The organism is Wenxinia marina DSM 24838 (assembly GCF_000379485.1).
Classification (GTDB): domain Bacteria; phylum Pseudomonadota; class Alphaproteobacteria; order Rhodobacterales; family Rhodobacteraceae; genus Wenxinia; species Wenxinia marina.
Genome location: NZ_KB902276.1, coordinates 241,845 through 255,339 on the forward strand (window position 1 = coordinate 241,845; position 13,495 = coordinate 255,339).

Annotated in this window: 12 protein-coding genes; 3 read left to right on the forward strand and 9 right to left on the reverse strand. The window is 72.5% G+C overall.

Annotation, left to right across the window (positions count from 1 at the left end; genetic code table 11):
- Positions 1-22: 22 nt before the first annotated feature.
- Together A37W_RS0101245 and A37W_RS0101250 are read left to right on the forward strand one after the other, a co-directional pair.
- Positions 23-796 carry a type III pantothenate kinase gene (locus A37W_RS0101245; protein ID WP_018301207.1) on the forward strand — a complete coding sequence of 258 codons (774 nt, stop codon included), beginning with the start codon at positions 23-25 and terminating at the stop codon, positions 794-796.
- Positions 793-2,460 carry a ribonuclease J gene (locus A37W_RS0101250; RefSeq protein WP_018301208.1) on the forward strand — a complete coding sequence of 556 codons (1,668 nt, stop codon included), beginning with the start codon at positions 793-795 and terminating at the stop codon, positions 2,458-2,460. Before A37W_RS0101245 ends, A37W_RS0101250 begins: the two co-directional genes overlap by 4 nt.
- A 254-nt stretch (positions 2,461-2,714) precedes the next feature.
- Here A37W_RS0101250 and A37W_RS0101255 read toward each other — a convergent pair whose 3' ends face one another.
- Both A37W_RS0101255 and A37W_RS0101260 read right to left on the reverse strand, forming a co-directional pair.
- Positions 2,715-3,356, reverse strand: coding sequence for a hypothetical protein (locus A37W_RS0101255; protein WP_018301209.1), 642 nt, complete (start codon positions 3,354-3,356; stop codon positions 2,715-2,717).
- 67 nt (positions 3,357-3,423) lie between these two features.
- Positions 3,424-4,902: a DEAD/DEAH box helicase gene (locus A37W_RS0101260; RefSeq protein ID WP_018301210.1), complete on the reverse strand. Its 1,479-nt coding sequence runs from the start codon at positions 4,900-4,902 to the stop codon at positions 3,424-3,426.
- 195 nt (positions 4,903-5,097) lie between these two features.
- Between A37W_RS0101260 and A37W_RS0101265 the strand changes: the two genes are divergently transcribed.
- On the forward strand, positions 5,098-5,532 hold the full coding sequence (locus tag A37W_RS0101265; RefSeq protein ID WP_018301211.1) for an OsmC family peroxiredoxin: 435 nt from the start codon (positions 5,098-5,100) through the stop codon (positions 5,530-5,532).
- Between the two features lie 129 nt (positions 5,533-5,661).
- Here the strand turns inward: A37W_RS0101265 and A37W_RS0101270 are convergent, their stop codons facing one another.
- Genes A37W_RS0101270 through A37W_RS0101300 form a run of 7 tightly spaced genes read right to left on the reverse strand, consistent with a single transcriptional unit; the run spans position 5,662 to position 13,401 of the window.
- Positions 5,662-6,276 carry a hypothetical protein gene (locus tag A37W_RS0101270; RefSeq protein WP_018301212.1) on the reverse strand — a complete coding sequence of 205 codons (615 nt, stop codon included), beginning with the start codon at positions 6,274-6,276 and terminating at the stop codon, positions 5,662-5,664.
- On the reverse strand, positions 6,273-7,616 hold the full coding sequence (locus A37W_RS20650) for a M81 family metallopeptidase (RefSeq protein WP_018301213.1): 1,344 nt from the start codon (positions 7,614-7,616) through the stop codon (positions 6,273-6,275). The genes A37W_RS0101270 and A37W_RS20650 overlap by 4 nt, the downstream gene beginning before the upstream one ends.
- Positions 7,613-9,487, reverse strand: coding sequence for a beta-N-acetylhexosaminidase (locus A37W_RS0101280; protein WP_018301214.1), 1,875 nt, complete (start codon positions 9,485-9,487; stop codon positions 7,613-7,615). The genes A37W_RS20650 and A37W_RS0101280 overlap by 4 nt, the downstream gene beginning before the upstream one ends.
- Positions 9,484-10,587 (reverse strand): N-acetylglucosamine-6-phosphate deacetylase, encoded by a 1,104-nt coding sequence (locus A37W_RS0101285; protein ID WP_018301215.1) that lies wholly within the window; start codon positions 10,585-10,587, stop codon positions 9,484-9,486. Before A37W_RS0101285 ends, A37W_RS0101280 begins: the two co-directional genes overlap by 4 nt.
- Positions 10,584-11,483: an ROK family protein gene (locus A37W_RS0101290; RefSeq protein ID WP_026198221.1), complete on the reverse strand. Its 900-nt coding sequence runs from the start codon at positions 11,481-11,483 to the stop codon at positions 10,584-10,586. The genes A37W_RS0101285 and A37W_RS0101290 overlap by 4 nt, the downstream gene beginning before the upstream one ends.
- Complete coding sequence (locus A37W_RS0101295) at positions 11,480-12,547, reverse strand: AgaS family sugar isomerase (protein ID WP_018301217.1); 1,068 nt, start codon at positions 12,545-12,547, stop codon at positions 11,480-11,482. The genes A37W_RS0101290 and A37W_RS0101295 overlap by 4 nt, the downstream gene beginning before the upstream one ends.
- The gene (locus A37W_RS0101300; RefSeq protein ID WP_018301218.1) at positions 12,544-13,401 is read right to left on the reverse strand and encodes a hypothetical protein; all 858 of its coding nucleotides are present in this window, start codon (positions 13,399-13,401) and stop codon (positions 12,544-12,546) included. Before A37W_RS0101300 ends, A37W_RS0101295 begins: the two co-directional genes overlap by 4 nt.
- Positions 13,402-13,495 lie beyond the last annotated feature (94 nt).

The following is a 13,495-nucleotide window of genomic DNA, read 5'->3' on the forward strand; positions in this document are numbered from 1 at the left end:
CGGACATCGGAAGGAGAAGCTGATGCTGCTCTGCATCGACTGCGGCAACACCAACACCGTCTTCTCGCTCTGGGACGGCACGCGCTTCCTCGGCACCTGGCGCACCTCGACCGAGTGGCAGCGCACGGCCGACCAGTACTTCGTCTGGCTGACGACGCTGATGCGCCACAACCAGCTGGAAGTGACGATCGACGAGGTCATCATCTCGTCCACCGTGCCCCGCGTCGTATTCAACCTGCGCGTCCTTTCCGACCGCTACTTCAACTGCCGCCCGCTCGTCGTCGGCAAGCCCGAATGCCGCCTGCCGGTGAACCCCCGCGTCGACGAGGGCACGCAGGTCGGTCCCGACCGGCTGGTGAACACCGCCGGCGCCTTCGACCGCCACGGCGGCAACCTCGTCGTCGTCGATTTCGGCACCGCCACCACGTTCGACGTGGTGGACGACGACGGCGCCTATGTCGGCGGGGTGATCGCCCCGGGCGTGAACCTCAGCCTCGAGGCGCTGCACCAGGCCGCCGCCGCGTTGCCGCACGTCGACGTCACGAAACCGCAGCGCGTCATCGGCACCAACACCGTCGCCTGCATGCAGTCAGGCATCTTCTGGGGCTATGTCGGCCTCGTCCGCGGTATCTGCGACCGCATAAGGGGCGAGCGCGACCGCGACATGCGGATCGTCGGGACCGGCGGCCTCGCCTCGCTGTTCGCGCAGGGCGACGTCCTGTTCGACCGGATCGAGGACGACCTCACGATGCACGGCCTGACCGTCATCCATCAGCATAACAAGGAGACCGCATGAGCGGCGAAAGACTCATCTACCTGCCCCTGGGCGGCGCCGGCGAGATCGGCATGAACGCCTACGTCTACGGCTACGGCCGTCCGGGCCACGAGCGGCTGATCGTCGTCGACCTCGGCGTCACGTTCCCCGACATGGACACGTCCCCGGGCGTCGACCTCATCATGGCCGATGTCGCCTGGCTGGCCGAGCGGCGGGACCGCATCGAGGCGGTGTTCGTCACCCACGCGCACGAGGACCATGTCGGCGCCGTCGGCCTGCTCTGGGACCGCCTGCGCGCGCCGATCCACGCCCGCCGCTTCACCGCCTCCATCGCCGCCCGCAAGCTGGAGGAGAACGGCGCGCCGACCTCCGGCCTGCACGTGGTGGAGCCCTGGCCGCAGACGGTGGAGGCTGGGCCGTTCCGCGTCGGCTTCCTGCCGCTCAGCCACTCGATCCCCGAGAGCGCGGGCCTCGTGATCGACAGCCCCGCCGGCCGTGTCCTGCATACCGGCGACTACAAGATCGACCTCACGCCGGTCGTCGGCGAGCCGTTCGACAGCGCGCTGTGGGAGAAGGCGTCGCAGGGCGGGGTGAAGGCGCTGGTCTGCGATTCCACCAACGTCTTCTCGCTCAATCCGGGCCGCTCCGAGGCGACGCTGGCGCCCGAAATCGAGGGACTGTTCCGCGACGCCACCGGCATGGTCGTCGCCACCACCTTCGCCTCCAACGTCGCGCGGGTGAAGACGCTGGCCGACGCCGCCGTCGCCGCCGGCCGCTCGGTCTGCCTGCTCGGCCGCGCGATGCGGCGGATGGTCGAGACGGCGCAGGAGACGGGGCTTCTCACCGACTTCCCCTCCACCATCTCGCCGGAAGAGGCGGCGGACCTGCCGCGGCAGAACGTCTGCCTTCTCGTCACCGGCAGCCAGGGCGAGCGGCGCGCCGCCTCGGCCCAGCTGGCGCAGCAGACCTATCTCGGCCTGAAGCTGTCCGAGGGCGACACGTTCCTGTTCTCCTCCAAGATCATCCCCGGCAACGAACGGGGCGTGATCAAGGTCATGAACCAGCTCTCCGAGAAGGGCGTGACGGTGATCTACGAGGAGACGGGCCGCTACCACGTCTCGGGCCACGCGAACCGGCCCGACCTCATGGCGATGCACCGGATCGTGCAGCCGCAGATGCTCATCCCCATGCATGGCGAGCACCGGCACCTCAGCGAGCATGTCCGCCTCGGCGCCGAGAGCGGGCTGACCGGGATCGTCGCGACCAACGGCATGATGATCGACCTCACCGGCGACCGGCCGCAGGTGGCGGAGTACATCGACGCCGGCCGGACCTACCTCGACGGATCGGTCTTCATCGGCGCGATGGACGGCGTGATCCGCGACCGGATCCGCATGTCGCTGAACGGGCACGTGATGGTCACGCTGATCCTCGACGAGAAGGACGAGCCGCTCGGCGACGTCTGGTGCGAGGTGATGGGCCTGCCCGAGACGGGCCGCTCCAAGGCGCCTCTGGTGGACGTGCTGGAGGAGGACCTCAGCCAGTTCGTCGGCCGCGCCAAGCGCGGCACCCTGCGCGACGAGGAGGGGCTGGACAAGGAGCTCCGCCGCATCGCCCGGCAGACCGCGCAGAACGAGATCGGAAAGAAGCCGGAGGTGACGGTGGTGGTGTCTCGGCTGTCTTGAGGGCATCCGCCGGGGCGCCTCTCTTTGCGAAAGTTGCCTCCCGCCCAAAATCAGCGGCGCAAGCCGCCCGGGCAGCGTCTGGCCGCCCCCCGGCCGGACGCTTCCGCGCCACCTGCGAGACGATAAAGGTCGTACGGGAGCCGTGAGATAAAGTGCTCGACTGCAAGGTTCGAGCGTCTGTCCGCGGCCAGTCGCTGCCCTTCCGTCGGAGGGTTCGATCAAGGCCAGCAGTCCGCGCCGCGCCTCTGCCGGTCTCACCCCGAGCAGAGGTACAGCGCCCCGCCCGCCGCCAGGACCGTCACCGCCGTCGCCCCGATCGCCTGCGGCGACGAGAAGATCAGCGCGCCGAGATGGCCGGCGGCCTCGTTCAGGACCCGGCGCAGGATGCCGCTCTGGCCCGAGACCAGCAGCGCGTTCGACGCGACGCTGTCGTTGGTGGTGAGGCCCTCGACGGGCGTCCCCTCCGACAGGTCCTCCAGCACCCCCGCGATCGCGACCGCGTCGGCCGCGGCCATGTTCACCCGCTCGCACGTCGTGCGGTCGCAGCGGCCGCGGTAGTCGCGGGCGCCGGGGACGAGGTAGAAGCCGCGGCCCGAGCGGTCGGGGGCGAGGCAGTAGCCCGCCGCCTCCTCGGCGCTCATGCCGTCGACGGCGGCCATGAAGGCGATCACCTTCTCGCTGTCGCAGGCGTTCGCCTCCCGCCCCAGAGGATCCGTCGCGAATTCGCGGGCGCCGGTGGACAGCCGTTCGAGCAGGCCGGGCGAGGGGGCGTCGACGACGCCGTCCGCGATCTCGACCGGGGTGCCGTTGACGATGGCGGTGCAGCCCTGGCTGCGGGCGGTCCCGCCGCAGGCGGTGAGCAGGACGCAGACGAGGGTCAGGGCGAGACGGCGCATGCGCGGCAGGTTCGGTCGCGCCCGCCCGCCCGTCAAGTCGGGCGGAAGGACCGTCGGGGCAGGGCGGTCAGCCCGCCCCGCGCTCGGCGAAGCTCTGGGCGATGAAGGAGGGCACGTCCTCGCCCATGCCGACGACGGCGTCCTCTCGGCGGTCGCCCCGCCGGTCGTCGCGGCGACCGCCGCGCTCGCGCCGGGGCGTGGGCCGCTCGTCGCGCGTTTCGGTCGCGGTGGGGGCCGGGGTCGGCTCGGGGGCGGGCGTCGGCGCCGCCTCCGCGATCTCTGGCGCCGGCTCGCGCCGGTCGTCGGAAGTCCGGCCGCCGCGGCGGCTCCGGCTCCGGGGGCTGCGCTTCTCCTCGCGAGGCGCCTCGTCCTCGTCCTCCGCCGGGGCGGGAGCGGTGCCCAGCGGGTTCTCGATCCGGGGAATCGCCTTCTGGATCAGCTTCTCGACGGCGTCGAAATACTTCTCGTCCCGCGGGGCGCAGATCATCATCGCCTTGCCCTGGCGCCCGGCGCGGCCGGTGCGGCCGATCCGGTGGACGTAGTCCTCGGCGTGGCTGGGGACGTCGTAGTTGATGACGTGGCTGACCGCGGGAATGTCGAGGCCGCGGGCCGCGACGTCGGAGGCGACCAGCAGGCGCAGCGACTTGTCCCGGAACCGGTCGAGCGTGCGCGTGCGCTGCGACTGGTCGAGGTCGCCGTGGATCGGCTCGGCGTCGTAGCCGTTCTTCTTCAGCGACTTGGCGACGATATCGACGTCGATCTTGCGGTTGCAGAAGACGATGGCGTTGGTCAGCGTCTCGCCCTCGCCCTCGATCAGCGCGCGCAGCAGCGCCCGCTTCTCCGACGCCTCGCGGTCGCGGCGGCTGCCGCGGAACATCACGACGCCCTGCTCGATCGTCTCGGACGCGGTCGCCTGGCGGGCGACCTCGATCTTCTCGGGCGTGTGCAGGAACTCGTTGGTGATCCGCTCGATCTCGGGCGCCATGGTGGCGCTGAAGAACAGCGTCTGCCGGGTGAAGGGCGTCAGCTTGAAGATGCGCTCGATGTCGGGGATGAACCCCATGTCGAGCATGCGGTCCGCCTCGTCCACCACCATGATCTGCACGCCGGTCAGCAGCAGCTTGCCGCGCTCGAAATGGTCGAGGAGGCGGCCCGGGGTGGCGATCAGCACATCGACGCCGCGATCGATCAGCAGGTCCTGCTCCTTGAACGAGACGCCGCCGATCAGCAGCGCCTTGGTCAGCTTGGTGTGCTTGGAGTAGGTGTCGAAGTTCTCGGCCACCTGCGCCGCCAGCTCGCGCGTGGGGCACAGGACGAGGCTGCGGGGCATCCGGGCGCGGGCGCGTCCCTTCTGCAGCAGCGTGATCATCGGCAGCGTGAAGGACGCCGTCTTGCCCGTGCCGGTCTGCGCGATGCCGAGGACGTCGCGGCCCTGCAAGGCGTGGGGGATGGCGCCGGCCTGGATCGGCGTGGGCACCTGGTAGCCGGCTTCGGAGACGGCTTGAAGAACCTTCGGATCGAGGTTCAGGTCGGAGAATTGGGTCATCTGGCCTCTTGCGCTTGTGTCGCGGCTCTGGGAAATGGCCGCCCACTTTGCGCGGCCTGCGCCGGGCCGGATTGCCGGGCGCGCGTTAGGATGCGCCGAGATAGGCACATTCTGCCCAGCGGTCAAGGAACTCGGCACCGGAACGCCCCGTCCCGGCGGGCGTTGGCGGGTGATCGCTGTCAGAAGGAGACCGACATGGCCATCAAGAAGTACGGCACCGCACACTGGACCGGTCCGCTGAAGGAAGGGCAGGGCAAGGTCTCGACCGAGACCGGCGCGCTGACCGACCAGCCCTACGGCTTCAAGCAGCGGTTCGAGGGCGTCCGCGGCAGCAACCCCGAGGAGCTGATCGGCGCAGCCCATGCCGCCTGCTACGCCATGGCGCTGTCGCTGAACCTCGGAGAGGACGGGCTGACGGCGGACGACATCGACGCGAAGTCGACGATCTCGCTGGAGGAGGATCCGCAGGGCGGCTTCAAGATCACCCGAGCGCACCTCGAGGTCACGGCCAAGGTGCCGGGCGCGAGCCAGGAGCAGTTCGACAAGGCCGCGCAGGCGACCAAGACCGGCTGCCCGGTGTCAAAGCTCCTGAACTGCGAGGTGACGCTGGACGCCAAGCTGGTGTCCTGACGAGCGCCGATCGGATGAGAGGGTCGCGGGGCATCTTCCGCGCTCCTTCCCATCAGTTGGGAAAGGGCAGAAGTCCTTCCTCGCCGATGCGCCCGCTCAAAGCCGCGGCCGTCTTCCTGTCGGGGCCCATCACGCGACCCGGTCCAGGCGCACCTGCGGACGATATCCGGCCGCCATCGCCCGGACCGTCGGCGGCGGCGTGAGGCACGTGATCCCTCCGGCCAGTCGCGGCCGCGCCGCCCGGTAGCCGTCCGGCCCGAACGGCCACAGCGCCCCGTCCCACAACAGCCCCGGTCCGTTCCCGGCGTCCACGAAGGTCCCGTCCGGTAGCACCTCCGCGTCCGCCTCGTGCCGCCGCAGGCGTCGCCCGCCGGGCTGGGCCCGGGCCGCGTGAAGGGTCGCGTCCATTTCCGTCGCTGCCGGCCGGCTGCCGAACGCCGTCGCCCACGCGTCGCGGAAGCGCTCGTAGTCCGCCCGCCGGCACTCGGCGCATGGGCGGTGCCCGGCGGCGAGCGCGACCGCCTCGTCGTGGAAGAACAGCTCGGTGTAGCGCCCCGGCGCCATCACCGGCCGCTGCCGTCCCTTGAAGTCCAGCACGCAGCAGACCCAGGTCCTGTTCCGCCATCTGGCGGCGCCGAGCCGCTGCTGATCGTCGTGCAGGATGCCGCGGTTGCCCATGAAGGCGCCCCGCGCCGGGTGCGCGAGGATCGCGCCGTCGGGTTGGACCCGGTTCTGCAGCGTCACCGCTGGAACGGCCAGGTCGGCCGCGGGCGATGCAGGTTCTCCAGCCGCTGCAGATCCTGGCTGACTGCGCCGTCGGTCAGCGCCATCACCTGCCGGCGGGGCAGGGCGCGGAGGTCCGGTGACAGGTAGCCGGACTTGACGACGAGGAGCGGGACGGCGCCGAGGTCGATCCCCAGCGCCTCGAAATCCTTCAGGTCGTGGAACGGTCGGCGCCGCCGGGTCAGCACGACGGTCGCGGACCCGCTGGTGACCACCGCGCAGTCGGCCGCGAGCGTCACCGAGTCCACCGACAGCCGCACCCGCGGCCCGCCGCCGCCGAGGCTGCCGCCGACCTCCACCTCCCGCGCGCCCTGCTCCAGCGCGGCCACGGCGGCCGGGTCGGCGATGCCCGCGAAGGTCGCCTCCAGCCCGCGGGCCAGCACCGCCTCCAGCACGTCCGCCCGGTCGCCGACGCCGCCGGCGGTGGGATTGTCGCCGCTGTCGGCGAGGATCGCGGGGGCCTGCGCGGCGTCCAGCCCCTCGGCCAACGGGGCGGCGTCCATGTCGAAGGCGAGCCGGTCGCGCGCGTCCCAGTAGGCCTTAGCGATCTCCTCCGCCGCCCGCTCGCCCGCGGCGGGGTTGGTCGCGGTCACCACCGCGGCGGCGGTGGCGCGGGGGCTGTCGGCCCAGACGTAGCCGATCATCAGGTTCGCATCCTCGACGCCCTCCCGCGCGTCGTACTCCGGCAGCGCGGCGTAGAGCGCGGCGCACGGCTCGACGAAGGTGGACGACATCTCGCCCGGCACCAGCAGCGGCACGGGCCGCCAGTGCACGGAAGGGCGTGGTCCGCCCGCCAGCGCCGCCGCCAGCATCCGCGCGGCCCGCGCCCGCGTCTCGGGGACGTCCACGTGAGGGGCCGTCCGGTAAGCCGCGAAGATGTCGAGCGCGTCCACGATGTCTTGCGTCACCTGCCCGTGCAGGTCGAACGCGCCCGCGATCACCGCGTCCGGCCCGACGATGGCGCGGACCTCGGCGATGAACTCCCCCTCCGGATCGTCGGTCCCGGGCACGAACATCGCCCCGTGCATCAGCAGCAGCACGCCATCCAGCGGGAGCGCAGCCTTCAGTCGCGCCATGAACTCCGTCCGCTGCGCCGCGAACACCTCCGCCGCCACGGGCCCGCCGGGGACGGAGCGGTCGTGGAACAACGGCACCGGCGCGATCCCGAGCGCGGCGAAGTCGACCGGAGCCATTGCGACAAGAGCGTCGCCCTCGGTGCGGGTGAAGTCGGCGGCGGTCTGCTGCAGCGGCGAGTAGCTGGAGCACTCGGTATGCAGCCCGCCGATCGCGACCCGCTTCATAGCGTCGGCACCAGCCGGGACAGCGCGGCGGCACGGGGCCAGTCCCTGGCGTCGGCCGGCGTCCAGGCCGCCTCGGCGATCAGCGCCAGGCGCGGGAAGACCATCTCGTTCAGCCGTGCGACGGAGTTCAGGTGCTCGGTCCAGATGCAGGCCTGCACGCCGACCAGCCTGCCCGGCCCGTCCGGCAGCCCCTCCGCCGGATCGTAGGCATAGGCCGCCTCGGGCGGCACGATGCCCGCCCAGGTCGCGCCGGGCGCGTCCCACCCGGCGCCCGTCGCCATGTCGAGGTAGTAGGCCTGCCCCGGCGTCGCGACCACGTCGTAGCCGGCGGCGATCAGCTCCGCCGTCTTCTCCTTGCTGCGCCACGCGAACAGCAGCGTGCCGTCCGGATCCACGCCGCCCCCGTCCGCCGCCTCGTCCCAGGCGCCCATCCCGCGGCCGAGGTCGCGGACCATTCCCTGCACCTTGCGCAGGAAATGCGCCTGCAGCTCGGCCGCGCCGCTCAGTCCCTCGCGCGCCGCCAGCGCCAGCGCGGCCGGCGACGCCTGCCACGAGTGGTGGTCCACCTCGTCGCTGCCGACATGCAGGGGTGCGCCGGGGAACAGCTCCGCCGCCTCGCGCAGCAGCGTCTCCACCACCTCGTAGGTGCGGGGCAGGGCGGGGTTCAGGGCGTTGTTGGGGTAGCCCTGGATCGAGTGGTAGCTGCCCGCCGGCTCGTCCGGGTCGGTCAGGCCGGGGATCGCGTGGAGGAGAGCGGTCACGTGGCCGGGAATGTCGAGCTCGGGCATCACGGTGATGCCGAGCGCGGCGGCGTGGTCGCGGATCTGCGCCACTTCAGCCTCGGTGTAGCTGCCGCTCTGGCCCTCCGGGCCGTCGGCGTACTGCGGCGGTGTCTCCGTCCCGCGGGCGCGGGTGCCGGCGAGGTCGGCGAGGCCCTGGAAGGCGCGGGAGGGCAGGCGCCAGCCCTCGTCGTCGGTCAGGTGCCAGTGCAGGCGGTTCATCCGCAGCCAGGCGAGGATGTCGATCAGGCGCAGGACGGTGCCCGCGCCGTGGAAGTTCCGCGCCACGTCGAAATGGCAGCCCCGCCAGCCGAAGCGCGGGGCGTCCGCGATGGTGCCGCTTTGGGGGAAGGCGAAGCGGTCGTCCGTCCGCGCGGCATGGGTCATCTGCGCCAGCGCGATCAGGCCATGCCGCAGGCCGGCTTCATCCGGATGCGCCAGCGTGATCCGGTCGGGTGAGAACGCCAGCCGGTAACCCTCGGCGGACAGGGCAGGGTCGGCCTCCGCGACGACCTCCGTTCCCGGGCCGGCCAGCGCGAACGGCGCGGGCGCGGCTGGAAACAGCCGCCGGTGCAGCGCGGCGACCGCCGCGCCGGGCGCGGCGGCGGCGTGGAGGGGGATCAGCAGGGGCGGCGACCCGAACCCGTCCACCTCCACCCTGGCGGGCCACGGCATCAGGCCGAGCGGGACGTCGATCCGCCCCTCCGGCCAATCCGTCACCGGCCCCCGCGGCGTGCCCTCCGGCGGAACGAGATCGCCAACCTCCAGCACCCGCACGCCCCCGCCCGGCAGCTCCAGCCACGCGGCCATGACGCCCTGCGTCCGGTTCTTCGGCGGATGCGTGAGGCCGTCGCAGACGACCTGCAGCGTCCCGCCGGCCGGCAGGGGCGCGGCGAGGTCGATCTCCACATGGTTCGCAAAGGTCCGCACGAGCCGGCCGCCGTCGGTCCGCGCGCCCTCCGCCAGCCGCGTCTGCGAGCTGTAGCACAGGCGCGCGGCCGGCAGGTCCTCGCCCCCCGCATTCACCAGCGTCAGATGAAACGCGCCGTGCCCGTCCCCGGGCGTCCAGCTCTGTTCGAGGCGCAGGCTCATGCCGTCTCCATCAGCGTCAGGTCGTCGTCCAGGGCGATGAGGTCCGCGAGCGCGGTCCCCGGCCCGATCTCCTGCGGCGGCAGGCCGATCACGCGGCGCGGCACGTCGGTGCACATCGCCACCGCCTCGGCCAGCGGCACGCCGACGTGGCGCACGAGGTTGGCGAGCGAGCCGACCATGTCGATATGCGCCCCGGCCAGCGAGCCTTCGGCGTTCACCAGCGCGCCGTCCTTCACGTGGATCGTCTGCCCGTAGAGCGTGAAATGATCCGGGCCGCCCACCGTCGCCATCGCGTCCGAGACGGCGAAGGTCAGGCCCCGCCGCGGCCGGGCGCGCAGGGCGATCTTCACCATGTCCCAGCGGGAATGGATGCCGTCGACGATGATCCCGGCGTAGGCGTCCGAGACCAGCGCCGCGCCGAGGATGCCGGGCGCGCGCGAGGCCATCGGCGGCATGGCGTTGTAGAGGTGGGTGAAGCAGGTGACGCCGTTCGCGAGGCCCGCCTCCGCCTCCTCCGCCGTCGCCGCGCTGTGGCCGGCCGAGACGACGGCGCCGGAGGCGGCGAGGCGGCGCAGGAGTGCGGGATCCGCCAGCTCCGGCGCCAGCGTGATCATCACCGGCACGTCCGCGGCGCGTAGCCGCTCCACCAGCTCCACCGTGCGCAGGTCGAGGGGGCGGATGCGGGCGGGGTCGTGAGTGCCCTTGCGCTCCACCGCGATGTGCGGCCCCTCGATGTGCAGGCCAAGGAGGCCGGGCAGGGCGGGCATGGCCGCCATGACCGCCTCGGCCGCGGCCTCCGTCACCTCCGGCAGATCCGTGATGACCGTCGCCAGCAGCCCGCCGGTGCCCAGCCGCCGGTGCGCGGCGACGATTGCGGCGAGGCCCTCCGGCGTCGGGTCGGAGTTCAGCATCACGCCGCCGCCGCCGTTCACCTGCAGGTCGGTCAGGGCGGGCGCCAGCAGGACCGGCGACAGGTCCGCCGCGGCGCGCGTGACATCGCGGACCTCGGCGACGCGGCCGCGCTCGACCACGACCTCCCGCCGCTCCAGCAGGCGCCCGCCGGTCCACAGGCCGACCGGCCGGATCAGCCCGTCCCTCACGACGCCACCGCCAGCAGCGCCGCGCCGCGCGCGCCCGAGCTGTCGCCGTGCTGCGCCCGGACGATCAGCGGCACCCGCTCCTGCCCCAAGCGCTGGCGCGACAGGCTTTCGGTCAGCGTCTCCGCCACGCCCGGCAGGTTGGACAGGCCGCCGCCGAGGGCGATGCAGTCGGGGTCCAGCATCAGCTGGATCGCGTTCAGCACGTCGCCCGCGACGTCGGCCCAGATGTCCATCACCTCGCGCGCCGCCGGGTCGTCCGACGCCGCCAGCTCCGGCGCGTGCAGGCGCCGGCCCATCTTCCACTCCGCAAGGTTCGCGACGCCGGTGCCCGAGACGTAATTCTCCACGCAGCCGAGCTTGCCGCAGCCGCAGCGGAAGAGCGGCAGGCCGTGCCGCTCCAGCGCCCGCGCCGAGACGCCCACGTGCCCCACCTCCACCGCCAGGCCCGCATGGCGGTGCGGCAACCGACCTTCGAGGCAGAAGCCGGCACCGACCCCGGTGCCGAGGACGAGGCCGAAGACGCTGCGGAAGGCGTCGCCGGCGCCGCCATGCGCCTCGGAATAGGCGAAGGCCATGCAGTCGTTGACCACCGGCAGAATGCGCCCGGTCGCCTCGGTCACCGCCGGCGCGATGGCGCGGCCCGTCGTCGGCACGTTGGAGGCAAAGCCGATGCCGGTCACCGGGTCCACGATCCCCGGCACCGACAGGCCGATCGGCAGGCCCTCGCCGCCGACCTCGGTCAGCCAGCGGACCTGCTCGGCGATGCCGCCGATCATCTCCTCGAAACTGCCCAAGGGGGTGGGGATGCGCCGCACCTCGACCGTCTCGGCGCCCGCGCCCTCGAACAGGCGCGCCTCGATCTTGGTGCCGCCGAGGTCGATTCCGCCGCAGGTCATGGCGCCCACGGATGCAGCGTCACGCCCGAGACGACGCGGGAGAGGTTGCGGCCCTGGAACGGGTCGTCGACCGGCAGGCCGAGGTCGGCGGACCAGCGGGCGGCGAGGATCTGCGCCGGCAGCACGGCGAGGACCGCGTCGGCGGCTGCGGTGCCGGTGCCCCGGTAGGAGATGTCGCCGCCGGGTCCGATCGTGGTGACGGAGGCGTCCGGGAACTGCGCCGCGATCTCGTCCGCCACGTCGTGATCGAAGCGGCGGGTGTGGTCGCCCGGATGCAGGAGGACGAAGACGGCCGTATCGTCGTCCACCGCCGATTTCGGCCCGTGGCGAAAGCCCATCGGGCTGTCCCACTGGGTGATCGTGCGGCCGGCCGTCAGCTCCAGCACCTTCAGCGCGCTCTCCCGCGCCGCGCCGGTCAGCGCGCCGGAGCCGAGGAAGATCGCCCGCCCCGGCCGCGGCGCAGGCCGCGCGGCGAGGGCGGGGAGGAGGGCGCGCGCCTCTTCGGCGAGGGCGGGCAGGGCGGCGGCGGGGTCGATCCCGCCGAGGCAGGCCAGAGCGGACAGCAGCATCGTCGTGAAGGACGAGGTCATCGCGAAGCCCGCGTCGTGCGTCTCCTCCGGCAGGAGCAGGACGCGCAGCTGCCCGGCCCCGGCGCTCGCCCGGGTCGCGAGCGCGCCGGCGGGATTGCAGGTGACGTGCAGCCGGTCCGCCCGCGGCGCGTGCGCGTCGAGCAGGTCCAGCAGCCCGACGCTTTCGGACGAGTCGCCCGAGCGGCCGAACTGGACGACCAGCGCATCCCCGGCCGACGGCAGCCAGTCCTGCGGGCAGGCCACGATGTCGGTCGTCGCCACCGCCCGGAGGCGGCGATCCGGCAGGCCCGCGGCGGCGATCTCGCCCACGAAGGCCGATGTTCCGGCGCCGCAGAGCCAGATCTCCCGCGGCGCTCGGGCCGCGATCCACGCGCCGATGTCCGCAGCCCGCGCCGCCAGCTCGGGCGCCCACGCCTCCCAGATGCCCGGCTGGGCGTGGATCTCCGCCCAGGTCGCCGTCTCGTCCAGTCTCATTCCGCCGCCTCCGCCGCCGGTGTCAGCAGCACCTCGACCCCGCGCGCCCGGACCTGCCCGACGAGCGGATCGCCCGGCGGCAGGTCGGTGACGAGGATCGACACCCGCTCCAGTCCGCAGATGCGGTGCAGCGAGGGTTTCAGGAACTTGGTCCGGTCCGCCAGCACGATCACCCGCGCCGCCGCCTCGACCATCGCGCGGGTATGGTGCGCCTCGTCCTCGAGGAAGGTCGACAGGCCCTGTTCGGGATCGACGCTGTCGGCGCCCATCACGAACGTGTCGAACCGCATCGAGGCCAGCACCGTCTCCACCACCCGGCCCGTCAGCGCCAGCGCGTTTGGCCGAATCCGCCCGCCGGTCAGCATCACCGTATGCCGGCCCGAGGCCAGCGCGTGCTGCGCGACCATCAGGCCCGTCGTCATGATCGTCTTCTCGTCCGCGTTCGCGATGGCCTGCGCGAACAGCTCGGCGGTGGAGCCGTTGTCGATCAGCAGGCTCCGGTCCTCGGTCACCAGCGCGGCGGCGGCGGCCGCGATACGGCCCTTGGCCTCCATGTTCACCTGCCGGCGGTCGTGGGCCAGAGGCTCCACGAAGCCCGGCTGCGGCTTCCTCGCCAGCGCCAGCGCCAGGTCGATGCGGAAATCGGACAGGCCGGAATAGCCGAAGAGCTGGCAGAACCGGATCAGCGTCGGCTCGGACGTGCCGAGGGCGGCGCAGATCTCGCGGCTGGTGTTGCGGATGAACCGTTCGGGCGCGTCCAGCGAATAGGCGGCGATGGCGCGCAGCTTGGGGGACAGGCCGGGCTGCGCGTCCGCGATGGCCGCCAGAAGGTCGCTCTGTCGCGTGTCGCTCATGCCGGACGGCCGTCTCCCTGTCGCCCTAGGTGAAAACGGGCGACGACTTTTGTCAAACACAAATCCGGCCGCACGGATTTTAGCTGGGCAAACA